This is a genomic window from Rothia sp. 11254D007BW, assembly GCF_053548195.1.
This window is the reverse complement of sequence record NZ_JBPWPK010000001.1, coordinates 1,883,317-1,904,817: the sequence shown is the minus strand read 5'-3', so window position 1 is coordinate 1,904,817 and position 21,501 is coordinate 1,883,317. Positions and strand designations below refer to the sequence as shown.

14 protein-coding genes are annotated in these 21,501 nt (G+C 59.9%); 7 read left to right on the top strand and 7 right to left on the bottom strand.

All coding sequences use genetic code 11. The annotated features are described in order from the left end of the window. Positions 1 to 88: 88 nt before the first annotated feature. The 4 genes from ACEE43_RS08515 to ACEE43_RS08500 all read right to left on the bottom strand — a co-directional run bounded on the left by ACEE43_RS08515 (position 89) and on the right by ACEE43_RS08500 (position 5,467). Positions 89 to 1,465 (bottom strand): NAD-dependent succinate-semialdehyde dehydrogenase, encoded by a 1,377-nt coding sequence (locus ACEE43_RS08515; protein ID WP_449107220.1) that lies wholly within the window; start codon positions 1,463 to 1,465, stop codon positions 89 to 91. 256 nt (positions 1,466 to 1,721) lie between these two features. After that, the gene (gene gabT / locus ACEE43_RS08510) at positions 1,722 to 3,068 is read right to left on the bottom strand and encodes a 4-aminobutyrate--2-oxoglutarate transaminase (protein WP_449107219.1); all 1,347 of its coding nucleotides are present in this window, start codon (positions 3,066 to 3,068) and stop codon (positions 1,722 to 1,724) included. Positions 3,069 to 3,189: 121 nt separating this feature from the next. Continuing rightward, positions 3,190 to 4,677 (bottom strand): NAD-dependent succinate-semialdehyde dehydrogenase, encoded by a 1,488-nt coding sequence (locus ACEE43_RS08505; RefSeq protein WP_449107218.1) that lies wholly within the window; start codon positions 4,675 to 4,677, stop codon positions 3,190 to 3,192. Positions 4,678 to 4,960: 283 nt separating this feature from the next. Next, complete coding sequence (locus ACEE43_RS08500) at positions 4,961 to 5,467, bottom strand: hypothetical protein (protein ID WP_449107217.1); 507 nt, start codon at positions 5,465 to 5,467, stop codon at positions 4,961 to 4,963. Between the two features lie 303 nt (positions 5,468 to 5,770). Between ACEE43_RS08500 and ACEE43_RS08495 the strand changes: the two genes are divergently transcribed. The 3 genes from ACEE43_RS08495 (at position 5,771) to ACEE43_RS08485 (ending at position 8,673) form a co-directional block, all read left to right on the top strand. Next, positions 5,771 to 7,453 carry a hypothetical protein gene (locus ACEE43_RS08495; protein ID WP_449107216.1) on the top strand — a complete coding sequence of 561 codons (1,683 nt, stop codon included), beginning with the start codon at positions 5,771 to 5,773 and terminating at the stop codon, positions 7,451 to 7,453. Positions 7,454 to 7,581: 128 nt separating this feature from the next. Then, entirely contained in the window at positions 7,582 to 8,175 is a 594-nt protein-coding gene (locus ACEE43_RS08490) for an arsenic metallochaperone ArsD family protein (protein ID WP_449107215.1), read from the top strand. A 36-nt stretch (positions 8,176 to 8,211) separates the two neighbouring features. Next, a complete protein-coding gene (locus ACEE43_RS08485) occupies positions 8,212 to 8,673 on the top strand; it encodes a GyrI-like domain-containing protein (protein WP_135013458.1) in 462 nt (153 codons plus the stop codon). Between the two features lie 92 nt (positions 8,674 to 8,765). Here the strand turns inward: ACEE43_RS08485 and ACEE43_RS08480 are convergent, their stop codons facing one another. Next, on the bottom strand, positions 8,766 to 9,824 hold the full coding sequence (locus tag ACEE43_RS08480) for a hypothetical protein (protein WP_449107214.1): 1,059 nt from the start codon (positions 9,822 to 9,824) through the stop codon (positions 8,766 to 8,768). 52 nt (positions 9,825 to 9,876) lie between these two features. Between ACEE43_RS08480 and ACEE43_RS08475 the strand changes: the two genes are divergently transcribed. After that, positions 9,877 to 10,347, top strand: coding sequence for a MarR family winged helix-turn-helix transcriptional regulator (locus tag ACEE43_RS08475; protein WP_237198268.1), 471 nt, complete (start codon positions 9,877 to 9,879; stop codon positions 10,345 to 10,347). A 170-nt stretch (positions 10,348 to 10,517) separates the two neighbouring features. Here ACEE43_RS08475 and ACEE43_RS08470 read toward each other — a convergent pair whose 3' ends face one another. Then, positions 10,518 to 15,419: an NAD-glutamate dehydrogenase gene (locus ACEE43_RS08470; RefSeq protein WP_449107213.1), complete on the bottom strand. Its 4,902-nt coding sequence runs from the start codon at positions 15,417 to 15,419 to the stop codon at positions 10,518 to 10,520. A 256-nt stretch (positions 15,420 to 15,675) separates the two neighbouring features. Here ACEE43_RS08470 and ACEE43_RS08465 point away from each other — a divergent pair, with 256 nt between their 5' ends. The 3 genes from ACEE43_RS08465 (at position 15,676) to ACEE43_RS08455 (ending at position 20,031) form a co-directional block, all read left to right on the top strand. Continuing rightward, complete coding sequence (locus ACEE43_RS08465) at positions 15,676 to 17,952, top strand: NAD-glutamate dehydrogenase domain-containing protein (protein ID WP_449107212.1); 2,277 nt, start codon at positions 15,676 to 15,678, stop codon at positions 17,950 to 17,952. Between the two features lie 205 nt (positions 17,953 to 18,157). Beyond that, positions 18,158 to 19,192 carry a helix-turn-helix domain-containing protein gene (locus tag ACEE43_RS08460; protein WP_237198265.1) on the top strand — a complete coding sequence of 345 codons (1,035 nt, stop codon included), beginning with the start codon at positions 18,158 to 18,160 and terminating at the stop codon, positions 19,190 to 19,192. Next, positions 19,192 to 20,031, top strand: coding sequence for a hypothetical protein (locus ACEE43_RS08455; protein ID WP_449107211.1), 840 nt, complete (start codon positions 19,192 to 19,194; stop codon positions 20,029 to 20,031). The genes ACEE43_RS08460 and ACEE43_RS08455 overlap by 1 nt, the downstream gene beginning before the upstream one ends. Before the next feature lie 43 nt (positions 20,032 to 20,074). Here the strand turns inward: ACEE43_RS08455 and ACEE43_RS08450 are convergent, their stop codons facing one another. Continuing rightward, the gene (locus tag ACEE43_RS08450; RefSeq protein ID WP_449107210.1) at positions 20,075 to 21,397 is read right to left on the bottom strand and encodes an MFS transporter; all 1,323 of its coding nucleotides are present in this window, start codon (positions 21,395 to 21,397) and stop codon (positions 20,075 to 20,077) included. Between the last annotated feature and the right edge of the window lie 104 nt (positions 21,398 to 21,501).

The following is a 21,501-nucleotide window of genomic DNA, read 5'->3' as shown; positions in this document are numbered from 1 at the left end:
CCCTCCTTGACCTTCTAGACCTCCACGACATAAACACAGGGGCCCACACCCCGCAGGGTGTAGGCCCCTGTCAGCCAGGGAATCTGGTTTAGCCAGCTACATAGTAGAGGCGCTTATTGACGAATTCGTCCATGCCGTAGGGGCCAAGTTCGCGGCCGTAGCCGGAGTTCTTGACGCCGCCGAAGGGGATTTCGGCGCCTTCACCGGCGGGGGTGTTGACGTTGACCATGCCGGCGTCAATCTGCTGGGCCAGGCGGCGGGCGCGGGCCTCGTCCTGGGAGAAGACGGCGCCACCCAGGCCGTACTGGGTGTTGTTAGCCAGCTCGATGGCTTCTTCGTCGCTTTCTACCCGGTAGACGGTGGCGACGGGGCCGAAGAGCTCCTGGTAGTAGACCTCGGAGCCGACGGGCACGTCGGTAAGGACGGCCGGGGAGAGGTAGGCGCTCTTCTCATCCAGTAGCTGCCCACCGACGCGCAGGGTGGCACCGGCGGCAACGGCCTCGTCCAGCTGCTTCTTGAGGCCTTCGGCTGCCGAGCGGGAGGAGAGGGCCATGTAGGTGGTCTCGTCCGCTTCGGCGGGCTTGCCCGGCTTCATGGCCTCGGCCAGCTTGACGAGTTCAGCGACAAACTCGTCGTAAATGTCAGCCATGACAATCATGCGCTTGTTGGAGTTGCAAGCCTGGCCGGTGTTGTACATGCGGAAGCCCCAGGCGGTGGCGGCAGCTTCAGCGACATTGTTGGTGTCGAGCACGATGTAGGGGTCGGAGCCGCCCAGTTCGAGCACGGCCTTCTTGAGGTTGCGCCCGGCAATACCGGCAACGATAGCGCCAGCTCGTTCGGAGCCGGTCAGGGAGACACCCTGAATGTGGCGGTGACCAATCATGGTCTCGATCTGCTCGTGGCTAGCAAAAACTGCCTCGTAGGCACCTTCGGGCAGCCCGGCGTCCTTCATGATCTCAGCAATGACGAGCGCTGACTTGGGGCAGATTTCGGCATGCTTGAGCACGATGGTGTTGCCCAGCATGAGGTTGGGGGCGGCGAAGCGGGCAACCTGGTAGTAGGGGAAGTTCCAGGGCATGATACCCAGCAGGGCGCCCAGGGGCTTGCGCTGGATGTAGGCCTCGGAGTTTTCGGTCTCTGAGGGAATCGGCTCGTCTTTGAGGTGATCGGCGGCGATCCCGGCATAGTAGGCGAAGATTGCGGAGGAGAACTCGGCTTCTTCAATGCCCTCTGAGATGGGCTTGCCCATCTCCTGGGAGATGATTTCGGCTAGTTCCTGCTTGCGTTCTTCAAAGAGTTCGGCAATGCGGTTCACGATGGCGGCGCGTTCTTCAACGCTGGTGGTGCGCCAGGAAAGGTAGGCGGCGTGGGCACGCTCTACAGCCTCAACGGCCTGCTCGTCGGTGAGGGTGTCGAAGGTTTCGAGTACCTCGCCGGTGGTGGGGTCTTCAAGTCGGTAGCTCATGGGTTTAGTTCCTTTGTGTTTGTGGGTATGTGCGGTACGGACGCCCCTAGATACAACTCAACAAGCTGGATGCGGGGCCAGCCTCGGGCGGGAAATACCCTCAAAGCCAGGCTGGCTGGGTCTGGCGTGAATCGTAGCGAGCCCCCAGGGCGAGCTACGAGAGGGTCAGCCTGGCGGAGGGTATTTCCTGCCTGTTTCCTGGCTCAGGGGCACCTGCCCGCTCCTACCCTGCCCTTACGAAACTGCAAACAGGCGATTAGTTCCCCGCGACCTTGCGGATTTCTTCCACAAAGATGTCCAGGGCCTGGCCGAGGAGTTCTTCGCTGATGGTCAGCGGGGGCAGCAGGCGCACGACGTTGCCGTAGGTGCCGCAGGTGAGGATCAGGACGCCGCGTTCGGCGCAGGCTGCTGCGATGTCTTTGGCGGCGGTGGCGTGGGGTTCCTTGGAGTCAGAATCTGCTACGAATTCGACGGCGAACATGGCGCCGCGGCCGCGGATTTCACCAACGATGTCGAGTTCGTCGACGAGGGGGCCGAGCTTTTCGCGGGCGATGTCTTCGATACGGGCGGCGCGGGCGTTGAGGTCCCACTCTTCCATGGTTTCGATGGTGGCAAGTGCTGCGGCGCAGGCGACGGGGTTGCCGCCGTAGGTGCCGCCGAGGCCGCCGGGCTGGACCTTGTCGAAGAGTTCGGCGCGGCCGGTGACGGCGGAGAGGGGCATGCCGCCGGCGATGCCCTTGGCGGTGGTGATGAGGTCGGGTTCGATGCCTTCGTGGCCGGAGGCGAACCAGCTGCCGGTGCGGCAGAAGCCTGCCTGGACTTCGTCCGCGATGAAGACGATACCCTTTTCGCGGGCCCAGGTGACCAGCTCGGGTAGGAAGCCTTCGGCGGGGACGATGAAGCCGCCTTCGCCCTGGATGGGTTCGATGAGGATTGCGGCAACGTATTCGGAGCCGATCTGCTTTTCGATCATGTTGATGACGCGGGCAGCGGCTTCCTTGCCACCTAGATCACCGTCGCGGTAGGGGTAGCTCATGGGGGCGCGGTAGACCTCGGGGGCGAAGGGGCCGAAGCCCTTCTTGTAGGGGGCGGCCTTGGCGGTGAGGGCCATGGTGAGGTTGGTGCGGCCGTGGTAGGCGTGGTCGAAGACGACGACGGCGTTGCGGCCGGTGGCTGCGCGGGCGATTTTGACGGCGTTTTCGACGGCTTCGGCGCCGGAGTTGAAGAGTACGGTGCGCTTGTCAAAGTCGCCGGGGGTGAGCTGGTTGAGTTTTTCGGCGACGGCTACGTAGCCTTCGTAGGGGGTGACCATGAAGCAGGTGTGGGTGAAGTGGGTGGCTGCTTCGCGTACGGCGTCTACGACTTTGGGGGCGGAGGCACCGACGGAGGTGACGGCGATGCCGGAGCCGAGGTCGGCGAAGGAGTTGCCGTCGACGTCGACAATGACGCCACCGTCGGCGTCCGCTGCGTAGACGGGCAGGGTGGAGGCTACGCCAGCGGGGACGTTGGCGGCGCGGCGGGCTGCGAGTTCGGCTGATTTGGGGCCGGGGACGGTGCCGTGGAGGCTAATCTGCTGAGGTAGGCGGTAGGCGATGTCGGCCATGGTTGAGGGTTCCTTTGGTGATGGATTTTTGTAACTACAAAAAGTTGGGGTGCGGACGCCCGCGCTGGGGCGACGGTGCTGAGGCAACGGTGCCAGGGCGGGCGTCCGCGGGGTTTGGGTCTTAGTTGGCGTAGGGGTCGCGGATGCCGATGTACTGGATGGAGGAGTACTCGTCGATGCCTTCGGCTGCGCCTTCGCGGCCCATGCCGGACTGCTTGACGCCACCGAAGGGGGCGGCCGCATTGGAGACTACACCGGCGTTGAAGCCCATGATGCCGAACTCTAGGTGGTCGCTGGCGCGGTAGAGGCGGTCGATGGATTCGGTGTAGACGTAGGAGGCCAGGCCGTATTCGGTGTCGTTGGCTAGCTCGTAGGCCTCGTATTCGTCCTTGAAGGTGAAGACGGGGGCGATGGGGCCGAAGATTTCTTCACGGGCGACGCGGGCGTCGAGGGGCACGTCAACGAGCACGGTGGGCTTGAAGAAGTAGCCTGCGCCCTCGCCCTTTTCACCGCCGGTGAGTACGCGGGCGCCCTTGGCAACGGCGTCCTCGACGAGGGCAACCATGGAGTCCTGGGCTTTCTTTTCGACGAGGGGGCCGCAGGTGACGCCTTCGTCCAGGCCGTTGCCGAGCTTGAGTTCGCCCATTTTTTCGGCGAACTTCCGGGAGAACTCTTCGGCGAGGGATTCGTGCACGATGAAGCGGTTGGCGGCGGTGCAGGCTTCGCCGATGTTACGCATTTTGGCGGCCATGGCGCCGGCGACGGCCTGGTCGATGTCGGCGTCCTCGAAGACCAGGAAGGGGGCGTTGCCGCCGAGTTCCATGGAGGTGCGCAGCACGTTGTCGGCTGCCTTTTTGAGTAGGTCCTTGCCGACGGGGGTGGAGCCGGTGAAGGAGACCTTGCGCAGACGGGAATCGCTCATGATGGGCTCGGAGATAGCGGCTGCCGACTTAGACGAGACGACGTTGAGGACGCCCGCGGGCAGGCCAGCGTCCAGCATGGTCTGGGCGAAGTACTGGCTGGTCAGCGGGGTCAGGCGGGCGGGCTTGAGCACCATGGTGCAGCCTGCTGCTATGGCGGGGGCTACCTTGCGGGTGCCCATGGCCAGGGGGAAGTTCCAGGGGGTAATCAGCAGGCAGGGGCCCACGGGCTTGCGGCGGGTGATCATGCGCAGGGTACCCTCGGGCATGTCGAGGGAACGGCCGTAGTGGCGGGGGGTTTCTTCGGCGAACCAGCGTAGGAACTCGGCCCCGTACTTGACCTCACCGAGGGCTTCGGCGTAGGGCTTGCCCATCTCTAGGGTCATGAGGGTGGCAAATTCTTCGGCACGTTCGGTGACGAGTTCGAAGGCGCGGCGCAGGATCTCTGCGCGTTCGCGCGGGGGTGTGGCGACCCAACCGTGCTCACCGGCTTCTTTTTCTGCCCGGCAGGCTGCGTCGAGGGCGGCGAGGGCGTCTTCTTCGGTGGCGGAGGCCAGGGTTGCGATGACTTCACCGGTGGCGGGGTTTTCTACGTCGAAGGTTTCGCCGTTTGAGGCGTCTCGCCACTGGCCGCCGATGAGCAGGCCGGTAGGTACCTTTGCTAGGAGTTCTTTCACATCTACGGTCATAGCCGGTGTGCACCTTTCGTGAACTATCTGTGTGATGGGCACACCATCAGGCCCATCCTTCTGCTTATCTTACGCCCCCTACCCGCCGGGCAGGTAGCCTGTCTCACACGCCCCGGGGCAGGCGTCCGCGCCCGGCAGGGCGGTTATTCGGGCAGGTCAAGGTGTGGGATCTCTAGCTCAAATCCGCAGCATAGATATAAATAAAAGGTGGGGGTAGTCATATGACTACCCCCACCTTATAGATCCTTATCCATCGTATAGACCGCTGGATACCTTAAGGCATTTATTCACGCATCCTTGTGCTACCGCTGAAGTCCGAGAAGCCGTCAACAGTCGCACATTCACCATCAATAGTGAAATTAACAGTGGAAACATAACCACCGGTCGATGCCGCATCGTTGACCTTCGAAGCAGGAACCTTCACATAGATATCAAATCCAAGGGCATCGAGTGCTCCGTCATTAACCACAGTGATAGTTCGGTTGTCAGCATTCATGGTGTAGTTCTGAGCATCGAAGGAATCGAAAATCACCACTTCATCACTCGCCACAAAAGTAATGGTGTTGTAGTTACTGGTAGAGGTGAAAGCATAGGAGTACACAATCACGTAGTAGCCATCTGCTGTATCGGTGGCAATTGCCTGCTCCTCATACACAGGCTGGGCCAAGTAATCAGTCGGGCAGACCAAGGATGATGCTGCGTAAGCAGGCACTGCTGCGGTAGCAAGAACGACAGGAGCGGCCCAGGCGCTCCCCTTGACCACATTACGGCGCGAAAGTGTGCGAGACATATTTTTGTTTCCCCTAAAAGTAATAAAAATCTTTTTTATGGTAGCACCCTGCGGGAATTCTGCCAGTAGTTAAATCAAAAAATATCGGCCCCGTCTAGACCGTGCAGAAGCAAGCGTTCACCAACCCTCAAATCTGTCTATTTACCCTAGTCGCAACCTGTCTTTTTTCTTCAGCTAAATCTGCTCACAACCTTGCGAATTTTTAATACATACGCCCCAGCACACCTTTCAAACGCGCCCTCAACCCACCGGGCCTTCACACTTTCTCACCCGTCACCGCCCAGCCGTGCAAAAATAGAGTCTATGAGTTTTGATTCGCACTCCGAGCTCCCCCCGCACCTTTTAGCTCTCGCACACCTTACCCAGTGGCATTCAGAGGCCCATCAGCAGCCCCTGGAGGTCCGTTTTACCGTACACAACACCGAACTAGACAGCGTTACCTACGCCGTCACCGGCTCTCTAGGCACCGCTCCCCCAGCCGATTACGCCCGCTCTGCCACTGTCGCTATCTACGAAATGGCCCGCGCAGGGAACTTTGAGGGTTCCTATAACGTGCGTATCAACTCATCACCTAGTGGTCAAACCATCGTCAAGCAGATGCCACTCTCTTCCGCATCTGAACATGAAACTGACCACACTGAGGCACCTGCCCCTGATTCAGCGTCTACCGTCTCAAATAACGGGCTGCGGTTGCGCTCTGCCCTGCTCGCCCGCGGGCACAACTCCGGCTATTCACCTGCCGAAGTTGCCGCCGAAGAGAAGCAGCGCGGCTTTACCTTCACCCCTGAACTCAAGTTCTACCGGGCACTAGTACGCAACGGTGTAGTTGCCGAAGTCGCAGGCCAGAACGTTATCGCCTCCACCCCGCAGGCTGACTTTGGGGCGTCCACCCTCGATTCAGCTCCCTGGAAGGCGCCCGAAAAGACGGACGGCACCGTCCAGGCCGTCCTTAACCACACCCTGTGGATCGAAATTGCAAACTCCCCTACCCACCTCTACGCCATTGACCTGGCGCCCGGCGCCCAGGGTACCGTGGGCCAGGTGATTGCGCGTAGGCGCGGTGAGGCCTCTGTGCCGGTTCAGGTTGCGCTCTCGTTGGCAGATTTTGTGACCGGCGAGCTGGTAGGTCAGGACGCCGGCAGCAACTCCCCCGCCCCGGCAGCTGCCGTTGCCCCCAGGGTGGCACCGGGGGCGTCCACTCTCGCGCAGACTATCGCCTGGGTGGGCACCGTTGAGCCAGTCGCCCTCCCGGGCTTCCTGGGGTGGACGCTCGCCCCCACCGAAGCCCGTTACCGCGCGGTCCTAGCCGAAATTGATCCCGAATCAGCAGCTGAGCCTGAGACTGCCGCAGCCGAAGAGCCCGCCAAGAGCGATGAAGCCCCCGCTCTGGCAGACGAGCCTACCCCAGCCCCGACCAATAGCTCCGAGCCGGTGATTGCCCCCGCAGCGCCGGTGGTTATTAAGTCGACCACGACCTCAGAAAACGCCTCTAGCCTCTTCACCACTCCAGATGCAGATGAGTCTGCTTCTGAGCCAACTGCCACCCCTGAACCGGGCACCTCACCCGAGGCCGAGGCGCTACCGGCGCCGTCCGCTCAGGAGCAGGACGAAAGCACCGCCAGCCCTCTGAGCCGGGCAGCAAGTGCCTACGCAGCGGCAGCGTTCCCCACTGACCTCCCCGTAACTAACGATGAGAAAACCCCGGATATCCGCGATATCGACCCCGGGGTGGCCCGTGTGCCTGCTTCTCCTGAGCAGAAGAACATCGCCAACACGATAGGAACCCTCGCTTTCGGCACCCCCGAAGAGCGCAAGGAGTACCAGACCACCGATACCGACGCTGTACCCAGCATTGCTGCCCGGGCTAAGAAGGTATCACTGGCAGCTGAGTCGACTGAGCCCCAGCAGCCTATGGATGAGACTGAGCAGAAGCAGGACGACCGCAGCCTGCGTTCTGCCCTGCGCAAGTTCTTTATCGGCGACTAGCCCACCTACATCGAACTGACAAGGAATAACAGGAGGTGCACCCCGACTGGGGTGCACCTCCTGACCTTTTCTGCAGGCGTTTACGGGCGTAGGCTGGTAGGGCACACCAACCAACGAACGGAGCAGCAGTGGCACGCCCCTCTCAAGACACCCTGGGTAGCACCCCCCTTGAAGTTTTCATCCCGGCTGCCGGTGAAAATCCGGACGACCCCGGCGACACCCAGCGCGACGTCTTCCTCACCGCGGCCCAGGAGCTGCTCGATGAGGGCCTAGATATTGCCGTCTACTCCACCGACTCCTACCCCTCTGCTTTTACCGACTGTGAGCCGGTAGCCGATCAGCTCGCTATGGCCGGGGCCGAGGTTCTGCCTATCTTGCTGGTAGAGGGCCTGGTCAAGGTGTCGTACATGTACCCCACCGCTGAGCAGCTCCGCCGTTTCTCCCGCTTTGGTGAGGTCAAGCAGCCCAAGGCTAGCGCCGCGGCGGCCTGCGGTACCGGTGGTGCGGACGCCCCCGCGACGGTTCCTGCCGCGGAGCCGGCTGGCTTTGCTGCGGTGCTGGCAGGGGTGACCCCTAAGCCTGCCGGAGGCCCCGACATTGGCAACCGGGTCAACCTGATGGGAGGCCACGATTCTGCACCGGTTTCGCAGGGGGCCGCTACCGAATCAGGGCAGCCTGCGAAGCAAGCCTCGTGTGGCTGTGGCTGCGGGTGTGGCGACTAAAATAGAGCCGACACACATTTTTCTAAGGAGTAGTCGATGATTGGTGCGCGCGTAGAGCACAAGGATGAGTTCTTTATTGCGGGCTTCCGCGAGACCGTGAAGCAGGGCGCCGGCATTGGTGAGCTCTGGAAGAAGCTCACCGCCCACGCCGAGGCGCGGGGGGTGACCATGCCTGAGGTCCACTCGATGGGTGTGATTGTGGGGATGAACGCTGCCGGCGAGTTCGACTACATGGCGGGGATTCTGGTGGAGAACCTGGAAACCGCCCAGGCCCTGGGGCTCAATGCCCTTAAGGTGGACGGTGGTGAGTTCGCGGTGACGACCGTTGAGGGCCCGGTGCCTATGAGTACCATGGCCGGGGTGGACCACCTGATGGGTACCTTCCTGCCCGCGTCAGGCTTTAAGCCCAATGGCCCGGTCTTTGAGGCATATGGGCCGGGCGACCCGTCCGCTGATGATTTTCAGATGCAAGTCTGGGTGCCGGTTAAAGCGGCCTAGACGTACTTTTCTTTTAGTGACTAGAACTGCCCCTCACACATGGTGAGGGGCAATGTGTGTACGTGGTAAGGGAAGGGCGACCTGCTGGCAGGTTAGTGTGCAAAATGTAGTTTCTGCCGCTGACGGTTTTCCCAGGCCTTACCTGCTATCAAACAGATGAACCCTACAAGCAACCAGCCGAAGAGAACTGCGAGGGAGTGGGCGTTTGGAAGCTGAGGAAAATAGGTCAGGTTGCGCATCGTCTCAACAAACCCAGCACCAATCCAGAATTCGTGGAGGAAGCCAAAAAAGGCAGGTTGCACCTCAGGTGAGAAAACACCGCCCGAGCTGGTGAAGTTCATTCCGACAAAGAGGGTGGCCATCAGCAAGGTGCTGTAGTGGGTCACAATGGGACGCAGCCCTATGCCAATCATAAGAACTGCCGCGGAATAAACCAGGGAAAGGCCCCATGCCGCTCCTAAATGCCCCTCAAAGACACCGAAGCCCCAATTTGATGCCGGCACGAAAAGGGTGGGGATTGCTAGGGCAGCGATGAACGCCATCAACAGGCGCTCTTTGAGAGAACTGTGCATGCCAACGGCAGCAATAGCAAGAGAAGTAGCATAGGACCCAACGGATAGGGCTACTAGGTAGAAAAAGGAGTTCTGGCCAATGGGGTCAGCTTCCTCAAGGGGTACCAGGTCTTCGACGGTGAGGGCTACTCCCTGTTTCTGGGCTGCACTCTGGAATATCTTGTTGACGATTTCTGCAGTAGTCCCCGATGCGCCCGAAGCAATAAGGACTGTAGCCCTTCCTTCTTCGGGGATGTAAGCCCCCTGGAGCTCCCGGTTCTGTAGCTGAATCCTTGCCTCTTCGGCAGATGCCAGAGGGTAAATATGGGCACCCTCCCCCAGAGCTTCTTGCAGCCCGGCTTGATAGGCAGCTGCTATCTGGGGATTATCGGTCACAATAGCAAGGTTAAGATCTTGAGATGCCGGTCGGTGGAAGCCACCTAGGTAGAGTAAGAGCATAAGAAAGGCCATCAGTGTACTCAGCAGAGCATGGCCTGCCAGGGCAGGCATCCCGGGGATGGGCGAGTGGGCGTGTTTGTGCTTGGTTGCAGAAGCAGGCATTGCCGGCACAGCCCCGGCAGATGACTTGATGACTGACATAAGATTCCCAAAGATAGTTGTATTATACAACTATTGATACTAAGGAGACCCGATGGAAAAATCAATGGCCGCAGATGAGACGCTTGACCCACTCTTACACCAGCTGCGCGTACTCATTAAGGACTATCGAAACTCCCGGGTAAGGCATGACCCAGGGTTTAGCTATGTTGAATCCCTGCTCATGGGTTTTGTAAGAGAGCATGCAGGGGCAAGCTCAGCTGCTTTAGCTGAGGCTCTTCACTCCGACAAATCAACAATTAGCCGCCAGGTAGCCGCACTTGAAGCTAAAGGATATTTGCAACGCGAAACCGACCCCACTAATCGCAGGGCGCACCGCATCACCCTCACCGATGAGGGGCAGCGGGTCCTTGCCACTTCTGATGAACTCTGGACAAAGCTCATCAGAAAACGCTTGGTAGGCTGGTCAGCGGCTGACCAGAACCTATTCTTAGAACTACTGACTCGATACAACACCGGTGAGCTAGCAGGCCACCCAGCTCCCACCAGCCAGCCCCCGCAATAGGTAAGCGCCGATTCCCTACTTCCTCAGTTCTAACAAAGGGAGCTGAGAGGCTGAGGTAATTATCTAAAACCCACTGATGCGGGGCAAAGACATGCCCCCGCTTCTCTAGTATCAGTCTGGAATATCTCAGACAGAGAAGCGGGGGCATCAGATTCCCTGGGCTAGCCCTTCTAGCTCACGGCGCCGCGCAGGGTTCGCAGGGCTACCTGCAGGACGGCCAGGCGGGGGCGGCCATCGGCGCCGGGGGCGGCGTCCTGAATCTCAGCCAGCATGGAGTCCACACGGCCCATACGGACGGGGTGGTTCTCTACCCAGCGAGCCAGGGCGGCGTCGCCGCTCTCGGTTCCAGCGGCAACGCCTTCGCCGACTTCCTGGACGACGTTGAGAGCCAGGGAGGCAGCAATCTCGTAGAGGTCATCGCGCAGGGATGAACGGGCCAGGGTCTCCCAGCGGTCATTGCGAGGCAGCTTAGAGATGGTGGTCAGTAGCAGGTCAACCTGGAAGCGGTCGTAGACCGAGTAGTAGACGCGGGCGACCTGCTCGGTGGAGAGACCGTTGGCTTCTGCGATACGCACTACGTCCATGAGGGCGAAGGCTTCGAACTCACGGATCCAGTTGACGATGAGCTCCTCGGGCAGGCCCCATTCTTCAGCCTGGTCACGCATGGCTCGAACTCGGGCACGAGTATCTTCTGAGAAGTAATCCTTGAGTGAAGGAATGAGCTCTGCAACGGGCTTGAAGCGCTCAACCATCTCGGCGATGGGCGTGCCCACAACCACCGAACGTTCGGCCGCAAACCAGCGGGCCAGGCGGTCGAGCACACGCTGCCAGTCCTTGATAACAGCCTGCCAGCCTTCCAGAGGAACAGAGGCAGGAAGCTCGCGATGCAACCGCGCTGAGTTGCCAATGCCAAATGTTTCACGTGAAACGTAGAAGGCGCGTGCCAGGGCGTCTACCCCCACGCCGGTTTCTTCCACCGCGCGGAAGACGTGGGTGATGCCACCCAGATTAACCATCTCATTGGCAACGCGGGTGCAGATAATCTGCTTGCGCAGGGGGTGAGATTCTAGGTGCTCGCCGAAGCGTTCAACCAGGGCGGGTGGGAAGTACTCGGTAAGCACACGGGCCAGGTAGGGATCGTCTGCCAGGTCGGTCTTCTCAAGCTCTGCGGTGAGGTGAATCTTCACATAGGCAGCAAGAACAGCCAGCTCAGGCCCGTTGAGGGTTTCACCGGTGGCTTCGTAGCGTTCGCGGATTTCTTCATCGGTGGGTAGGAATTCCACCTCGCGGTTGAGGCCGGCGTTCTCTTCGAGGTCGTGAATCAGGCGGATGTAGGCCTCGACCCCGGGAATTACACCGTGGCGTTCTGCCTGCAGCAGCACGTTCTGCTCAACGTTGGTGCGCAGCACCTGAGCACCGACGTCCTCGCGCTGGGCTTCGATGAAGCCTGCGCGTTCTTCGGCTGAGAGCTCACCGGCGGTGACTAGGCGATCAACCAGAATCTTGATGTTGACCTCGCGGTCTGAGGTCTCAACACCGGCGGAGTTATCGATGGCATCGGTATTGATGAGGATGCCGGCACGGGCAGCTTCGATACGACCCAGCTGGGTAAAGCCCAGGTTGCCGCCCTCACCCACGATGCGAGCGCGCAGGTCGCGGCCGTTGACGCGGATGGCGTCGTTGGCCTTGTCACCTACGGCGGCGTGGGTCTCGGTGAAGCCCTTGACGTAGGTACCGATACCACCGTTGTAGAGCAGGTCGACGGGGGCCTTGAGGATGGCGGAGAGCAGTTCGGGCGGAGCCATCTCAGTTACGTCTTCGTCTAGGCCCAGCACTTCGCGTACCTGGTCAGAGATCGGGATTGACTTAGCGCCGCGCGAGTAGACACCACCACCGGCTGAGATGAGCTCGGGGTTGTAGTCCTGCCAGGAGGAGCGGGGCAGGTTGTAGAGGCGTACACGCTCGTTGAAGGCGACATCGGCCTTGGGGTTGGGGTCCAGGAAGATGTCGCGGTGGTCGAAGGCCGCAACCAGTCGGGTGGCGCGGGAGCGCATGAGGCCGTTACCGAAGACGTCGCCACTCATATCGCCGATGCCGACGGCGGTGAATTCTTCGTTCTGGCAGTCGATGCCCAGCTCAGCAAAGTGACGCTTGACGGACTCCCAGGCGCCGCGGGCGGTAATGCCCATGGCCTTGTGGTCGTAGCCGACGGAGCCGCCGGAGGCGAAGGCGTCGCCCAGCCAGAAGCCGTAGTCTGCGCTGATGGCATTAGCGGTGTCTGAGAAGGATGCGGTGCCCTTGTCAGCGGCTACGACCAGGTAGTAGTCGTCGCCGTCGCGGGCGATAACGCGGGGGTTGTGTACGACGGTTTCGCTGCCGTCAGCCTCGATAGCCAGGTTGTCGGTGACGTCGAGCAGGGAGGCGATGAAGACCTTGTAGGACTCGCGACCTTCGGTAATCCAGGCGTCTCGGTCGAGGGCCGGGTTGGGGAGCTGCTTGGGGTAGAAGCCGCCCTTGGCGCCGGTGGGGATAATGACGGCGTTCTTGACCATCTGTGCCTTGACCAGGCCGAGCACCTCGGTGCGGAAGTCTTCGCGGCGGTCAGACCAGCGTAGGCCACCGCGGGCAACGGAGCCGAAGCGCAGGTGCACACCCTCAACGCGGGGTGAATAAACGAAGATTTCGAAGGTGGGGCGGGGCAGAGGCGCGAAATCAATCTGGCCGGGTGCCACCTTAAGAGCCAGGGCCGGACGGTCCAGGTAGGCGTTGGTGCGCAGGGTCGCCTTCATGACGGCGGCCAGGGAGCGCATGAAGCGGTCCACGTCGAGGGTGGGGATGGCATCCAGGACGCCGCCCAGTTCACGCCAGACCTGCTCACGGGCGTCCTCGCGCTGCTCTTCACCTGCGAACTCGGCATCGGGGTCGAAGCTAGCTGCGAAGTAGTCGGCGAGTAGGCGGGTAGCGGCGGGGTAAGCCAGCAGGGTATCAGACATGAACTCTGCGGTGTAGACCTGCCCCAGCTGCACCAGGTAGTGGGTGTAGGCGCGCAGCACGCGGACCTGCTCCCAGGTCAGCCCCTCTGCCAGAATCAGGCGGTCTAGGCTGTCGGACTCGCGCTTGCCCAGCAGGTAGGCGTTCAGGGCATCCTCGTAGAGGGTGGCGACCTTATCTGCCTCCACGCCCTCGGGCAGTTCAACACCGAAGTCATAGAGGGAGAAGCTGCGGCCGTCTGCCGGGGTGATGTCGTAGGGCTTCTGATCGATAACGACCAAACCCATATTCTGCATCACGGGTAGCAGCTCGGTGAGGGTGTGGGCGCTGGCCAGGTAGGTCTTTACGCGGGTGCGATCCTGGCGCTCCCCCATGCGGATAGCAGCCGGCTGAGCCTCACTCAGGGATTCGAAAATGCTGATATCTTCAACAGCGTTCTCAACCTCGTAGTCGGCGCGGTAGGTCATGGGCACCGCCTCAGACCAGGCTGAGGCGGCTGCACGGCCGTCCTCGGCGCTCAAACCTTCGCCGGCAGCTGCTGTCTCAACGGCAGCCGCGGTTGCCTCGCCCCAGGATCGGGTAGCTTCCTGCAGACGGCGCTCAATCGCCTTGGCATCCAGGGCAGGAATGGTGTTAGGGGTGGTCAGGCGTAGACGGAAGAAAATACGAGCCAGGGACGAGGTGGAGAGGTAGACCTCAAAGTCTAGGCTTTCGATGTCGATGAACTCGTGGAAGGCAGCTTCCAGGCGCTGACGCACGTGGGTGTTGTAGCGGTCGCGCGGCAGGAAGACCGTGGCGGAGACAAAGCGCCCAAAGGCGTCCGGACGCAGGAAGAGGCGGGTGGTGCGACGCTCTTCCAGGCCCATGATGCCGCGGAAGGTATCGGTGAGTTCCTGCAGATCGGCGTGCAGCAGCTCGAGGCGGGGATAGTCCTCGATGATACCGGCCAGGGTCTTGTCGGAGTGGGAGCCCGGCTGGTAGCCCAGGTGGCGGCGCATAATGGCAACGCGCTCACGCACCAGAGGGGTTTCGACGGCGGGCAGGGAGTAGGCCTGGCGGGAGAAGAGGCCCAGAATGACGTATTCGCCCACGATTTTGCCGGAGCGGTCAAAGTCGCGCACACCGATGTAGTCCAGGTATTCGTGACGGTGCACGGTGGAGCGGGAGTTGGCCTTGGTGATGTAGAGGGGCTTGGGGTCGCGGGCGTTTTCGAGGCCCAGGCCGGTGAGGACGATGGGGTCACCTTCTCCGGTGTCGGCAAGAATACCCAGGCCAGAGCCAGCACGATCAGTTAGAAGTAGGTCACCCGAGCGGCCCGAAAGGTCGCGTTCCTTAATGCCCATGAAGAGGAAGTTGCCGCGGGTGAGCCAGCGCAGGAATTCCTGGACGGATTCAATGCGGGTCATGGGGTCGGCGTCGGAGTTAATGGAGCCGGTGTAGTGGGCAGCTCCACCCAGGGTGACGTCGGTGAGCTCACCCAGCTTTTCGGCGATGTCGAGGGTGCGGGCGGCCATGGCGTCGTTGTCACGGGCGGCGCGGCGCACGTCGATCAGGATGGAGCGAATTTCGTTTTCAAGGCGGGCGATGCTATCGCCCTCAACGCGAGAGGTAAGGCGAACGGCAATCCACGACTCGATGGTGGCACCGGCTCCAATATTGCCGGTGGCAGCGTCACGCAGAATGGGCATAGAGACGGTGTCACCGCTTGCCACAGGCTGCTTAAAGCCGGTGCCAGTGACGCTGGTCAGGTGGCCGTTTGAGTCGCGCTCTACAACGAAGGTGGGGTGGATCAGACCCGAGATACCGCCCCAGTTAGCGGCAATTTGGGCGGTGATAGAAGAGACGAGGAAGCTGGTGTCGTCTACAACGATATAGAGAGTGCTGCCCGCGTCGTCGTTGCTCACCGAAATCAGGGCTTCACCGGCTTCCCGCTGCTCTGCCAGGGCTCGGTGCGCCTGGGCAAGGTTGGTAAGCTGCTGGTCGCTCAAACCTTCAAGCTCATCAGCTGAGCTGTGACGGTAGTATTCGTTAATCCAGTCTTCGTTGCCGGACCAGTGGGCTGAACGATCGTTCGTGAGCAAGGGTTTGCCTTTCGCTGGGGCGGATGTCACTCCGTTGTGATATCTGGGAACACAGGTGTGTGTTCCACTTACATAGTAGTCGGGAAGCCCGTGGGAGTGAACCTCAACACCCTGGAAGGAGCAAGCGTCCGCTAGCTCTTCACATTCGAGACATACAGTCTCACATTGCAAAAACGGTATCGCCAGCTTTCTTCACCCCTCTTATGCTGGAATTTCCACCAGGGCACTAAGGTGCCCTCCCCGACTAGAAGGGCAGATGATGTCAGCCACTACTACTTCAGCTCTCTCATCAAAGGTTCTGCACGCTTATTCCCGCTATCTCCTGCAGCTCGGAGCCGACTTCAGCGAAGACTTCATGGCCCAGGCTCTTGCCAACAACCCCGGTGTCGCCGCAGGTATTGCCGATATCTTCAGCACCGGCTTCGACCCCGCCCTCGAAAAGGACGCGGACGACCGCCGTATCTCCCAGCGCACAGTAGCTGAGGAGGTGCGCGCCGATATCGAAAAGCTGGACGACGAAACCCAGGATTTCTTCACCAAGCTGCTTGAGGTCGTCCTCGCAACCGTGCGCACCAACGCCTACCAGGGCAAAGAAACCATCGCCCTAAAAATTTCAACCCGCGACGTTTCTTTTGCCCCCCTCCCCAAGCCGCTCTTTGAAATCTTTGTCGAAGGTGAAGCCCTCGAAGGTGTGCACCTGCGCTTTGGCAAGGTTGCTCGCGGTGGTCTGCGCTGGAGCGACCGCCCCGAGGACTTCCGCACCGAGGTGCTCGGTCTGGTTAAGGCTCAGGTCACCAAGAATGCCGTCATTATCCCCACCGGCTCCAAGGGCGGCTTTGTTCCCAAGAACCTGCCCGACCGCGACGCTGAGCAGGATAAGTACAACGAGATGGGTGTAGCTGCCTACAAGCTCTTCATCTCTTCCCTGCTCGATGTCACCGATAACCTGGTGACCGACAATGGCCAGCAGACCATCGTGCGCCCCGACGCGGTGGTAGCCCTCGATGAGGACGACCACTACCTGGTCGTTGCCGCCGATAAGGGCACTGCCACCTTCTCAGACATCGCTAATAGCATCTCTCTAGACCGCGGCTTCTGGCTGGGCGATGCTTTTGCCTCCGGCGGCTCAGTCGGCTTCGACCACAAGGAAATGGGTATTACCGCCCGCGGCGCCTGGGAATCTGTCAAGCGCCACTTCGCTGCCCTGGGGCACGATTCTCAGGCTGAAGACTTCACCATGGTGGGCATCGGCGGCATGGCCGGCGATGTGTTCGGCAACGGTGCCCTGCTCTCAGAGCACATCCGCCTGATTGGCGCCTTCGACTCCCGCCACATCTTCGTCGACCCCAATCCCGATGCAGCCGTATCGTTCAAGGAACGCCAGCGTCTCTTCGAGCTGCCCCGCGCCTACTGGACCGACTACAACCCCGAGCTCATCTCGGCAGGTGGCGGCGTCTACTCCCGTAAAGACAAGGCAATCGAGCTCTCCCCCGAAGCGAAGGAAGCACTAGGCATCGAGGAACCCGCAGAGACTCTCTCTGCTGACCAGCTCATCACCGCTATACTCAAGGCGCCCGTTGACCTGCTCTACACCGGTGGCACCGGCACCTACGTGCGCTCCACCGAAGAGAGCAACAGCCAGGTCGGGGACTCCACCAACGACAAGCTCCGCATCACCGCACCCGAGCTGCGCGTGCGCGTCATTTCCGAGGGCGGCAACCTGGGCCTGACCCAGCGAGCCCGCATTGAGGCAGCCGCAGGTGGCATCCTCGTTAACACCGACGCGATCGACAACTCCGCCGGCGTTGAAACCTCAGACCGCGAAGTCAACCTCAAGATTCTCATGGGTCGTGCTATCGAAGCAGGTGAGTTTGACGAAAGCGAGCGCGCAGCCTTTATCGCTGAGCAGGTGGAAGAAGTGGGCCGCCGGGTACTACGCTCCAACCTCGAGCAGAACGTGTTGCTTCAGGCCGAACGCACCGAAGCCTTCAACACCAATGCCATCGCTGGTGAGTTCATGGACCACCTCACCGAGACCGTCCACCTGGACCGCGAAGTTGAGCTGCTCCCCTCAGATGCCGACCTGGCAGACCGGGCAGAGGCACACGTCCCCCTCACCAGCCCCGAACTCTCGGTACTCACCGCCTACGCAAAGATCGACCTCACCGCAGCCCTTGTTAACAGCGGCTACGCCGATGAGCCCGACCTTGACCTCAGTGACGTACTGGCCGACTACTTCCCGGCCCCCGCTACCGAGAAGTTTGGCTCCTACTTCGACGAGCACCCCCTGCGCAGCGAAATCATCGCAACCCGTGCCGCTAACCGCATGATCAACCACGCGGGTATCACCTTCGTGTACGAGATGAAGAAGAAGCACGGGGCTTCGGTCAACGATATCGCCCGCGCCTTCCGCGCAGCCCGTCTCGAAGCTGGCGCCCTGCCCGACATTGAGGGTAACGGCGACTTCGACGCCTGGGTCGAAGGAGCACAGGCCCTCCGCAAGGCCATCGACGCCAAGCTCGCAAGCAAGTAGGGTTACCTCAAGCTCCCTTGAACAAGGACGTGCCCGCCCCGGCTCACAGAAGCCGGGGCGGGCACGTCCTTACCCTCAGAAAAGCTAACTAAACCTCTCCTAGCGCTACACCAAAACTTGATATACCATAAATTATAAAATTTGTCATATACGCTATATTTATTTTAGTTAGTATCATGTATATGCCCTCGTAAAGGCGGTAATAATGCCGAAATACACTATCCACGGCTTCTTACAAGAGATTGGCAGTGTTCTCCTCGAAGCTTCTGCTTTCCCTCAACAGCCGCTCAACCACACACACCAATACTGGATGCTAGAGCTCCCCAACAGCAAAACTGTCGCCTTCTCCACACATATTTTCGAAACAGTAGGAGCCGCACAGGTACACCAGCTAGCTCCCTACGAGTCCCACAGTCACCGCAGCGTCGGTGGAGATGAAACTTCAGCAATTCTTGTTATCGCATCAACCATTACCCCCAGAGCCTGCGAACACCTCATACAAACGGGCAGCAGTTATATTGCTCTCGACCAGGGCTCTGCTTATCTCGATGGCACTTTCTACGGGAAGAAAAGCATAGCCCAAAATTCCCAGAAGGGGCACCGTCCTAGGTCTTGGAATCTCTACGCACTGGCTCGAATACATATCCTCTCTCCGCAAACTCCAAGCCAACAAGAACTAGCCGATATACTCAACATCTCCCAGCCCACCGTCTCACGCACCTATAACCTGCTTCGTCACACTCTCAAACAATATGACGATTCCGCGTCTACCACTCACAAATCAGACCTATTGCGTTGGCTCGAATTCGCCTACCCGAGCAGACATGACCTCGTCACATCCTGGTTCTCTCCAGCACCCCTTGTTCAACAAATTAAAACTATTCGTCAGGTTCTATCGTCTGCAGATATCTCATCAGCAGTAGCTGGGGTGGTAGCTGGTGACATGTACTCACCGTGGAAGCACCCCCAGACATGTCTAGTGCTCGCTTCAAAAGTCACTGATTTGGAAGAAGAAGGCTTTTTCGAGAGCTCACCAGAAAAAGCAACTATGCAGATATCGATACCAGCTGATCCCACACGTTTTGCCACCGCACGATGGTGGAGCCAGGAGTCTGAGCTCCCTGGAATCTACACTGACCCCGTTGACACATACTTAACTCTGGCCTGTAGCAAGGAATCAGATATCCGCGAAGCTACTCAGATACTTAAAACCAAAATATTAGAAGGGGCAATGAGCTAATGTCTGAGCCCATATTCTCAGTTACGCTAACCCCGTCAAGTAGAGCTGAGTTCCTCGCGCATGAAACTCTACTGCTCGTTGCCCAAGCATACAGCGGAAGAACAGATTATCGAATTGTTGGAGGACAAATGGTTATGCTTCTCCAAAAGGTTTACCCCTTAGCAGGTCACGCTGAACCCAGATTCACGCTCGATACAGATGCCGCTCTAGGTAATACTGACACGCCTCTTGTAAAGAACAGGTCAGTTCTTGAGTTACTTGCAAAGGCTGATCAGCAGCTCGTGCAAGCAGGTTTCACTAGAGCAGGCGGCTCTGCATACACACGAGGGCGGCATGGTACGCGGGAGTACCAGGAAGTAAATTTTCTACAGCCCTTCAACGCCAGCCGAAAAGCGGGGGAGATTCGAGCTGCACCAATTCCTCTTGCTCGTGAAGGTGACTTACGACAGCTTGATTCTCTGTTCGAGCTGGAGCATGTTCTCACTGTTCCTCCTATCTTGCTTGAGGTGTATTTTTCAGCGTTTAGCACTACGGTTACCGTATGCGTTCCTCCCGTTGAACAGGCTGTCATCCTAAAGACTTTTGCTGCCCTAAGCAGAGGCTATCTTGACAGAGACCTCAAGGATCTCAAATCACTCCTGCTGATACGTGATCAATTCCCTACCATTCCTTGGAGCCTTCAACGGGAAAATCTTATTGGTCTGCGCAGGGATACAGCACACCAGTTACATACGATGAGAGCCCATCTGAGACGAAGGAATATTGATGGTTTGAGTGTCCATGATCGTAATGAATTACGACAGCTTATCGGCCAGTATATCGCTGACCCTATGGTCTGAGATTGCCTCAAACTCCCTTAACAAGGACGTGCCCTCAGAAAAACTAGTGCTCCTGCACGCGATCAACCTCAGCCAGGGAAAGCTTGCCGGTCTCTCGGGCAGTTAAAGCGGCCGTAGCTGCCAGAGCAGCCATGCCCAGGGTAAAGGCGGCGGGGCCTACCCAGTTGCCGAAGTCGTCCCCTGCAAGAGCCGTTGCGGCTGCAGGAGCAATACCGCCAGAGAGGGCAAAGCCAATCTGGGTGCCGAGTGCCAGGCCGGTGACGCGCACCTGTGTGGGGAACATTTCGGCGTAGAAGGACGGCCAGATACCGTTGGCCATGGAGTAAAAAGCCCCGTGCATGAGCACACCGAAGACAAAGACCAGCACCACGTTGCCACTGGTAATAGCGTTCAGGTAGGGGAACATCAGGCCGCCAGCAACCAGGGCTCCGGTGGCAAAGATGGGTTTACGGCCGACCCGGTCGGCGACCGTAGCCCAGAGCGGGATAGCAAGCAGGCTCAGGCCGTTAGACGCGATAGGAACCCACAGCATGATGCCCGAGTCAATGCCGTGCCCCTTAGTGGCGAAAGAGATCGAGAAGGTTGTGAAGACCATGTTCACGGTATTCACCATGGCGCACACAGCTACCACGGCGACCGCCCGCTTGTAGCGGGAGAAAACAACAGCCAGCGGTGCCTTGCGGCGGGAGGGGTCGACCACCTGCTGTGCCTGGGTTTCAACGAAGGAGGGAGCCTCTTCGAGGCGGCGGCGAATCAGCCAGGCTGCAACCAGCACGAAGGCTGAGAGCCAGAAGGGAACGCGCCAGCCCCACGACAGGAGGTCTTCTTCGGGTAGGGCAGCAAAGGGCAGGAAGACCGCTGTTGCGAGCAGGGAACCGAACTGGGTGCCATGCAGGGTCCAAGAGGTGGTGAAGGCGCGCTGGTGGTCATGGGCATGCTCCAGCGACATTGAGATAGCGGACGCCTGCTCACCCGAGGCAGATAGACCCTGGAAGACCCGGCACAGCACCAGTAAGGCGGGGGCAAGCAGCCCCACCTGGTCGTAGGTGGGCAGGCAGCCAATGGCAAAGGTCGCCCCGCCCATCATGAAGAGGGTCAGCATCAGCACGAAGCGGCGTCCGAATCTGTCGCCCAGCGGGCCCATCAGCATGGCGCCAAAGGGGCGAACCACGTAGGCGACGCCCAGCACCATCATGGATTTGAGGATGCCGGCGGCGTCTGAGTCTTCGGGGAAGAAAATACGGTTAAGCACCAGGGCTGCGGCTGTGCCAAAAACCGCGAAATCGTAGTACTCAAGGGCGGAACCGATCCAGGAGGCCAGCGCGGCCTTCCGCGGGCGTTTTTGCGGGGTTGCGGGTGCGGTCATAGTTTTCCTGCAGGGGTGCGGACGCCCGGCTCGGCTAGCCCTGCCCGGCGTGTGTGCGTACGGTAGTACCCTGAGCGTATGCGCGGGCGCCCCGGCTGGTCAAA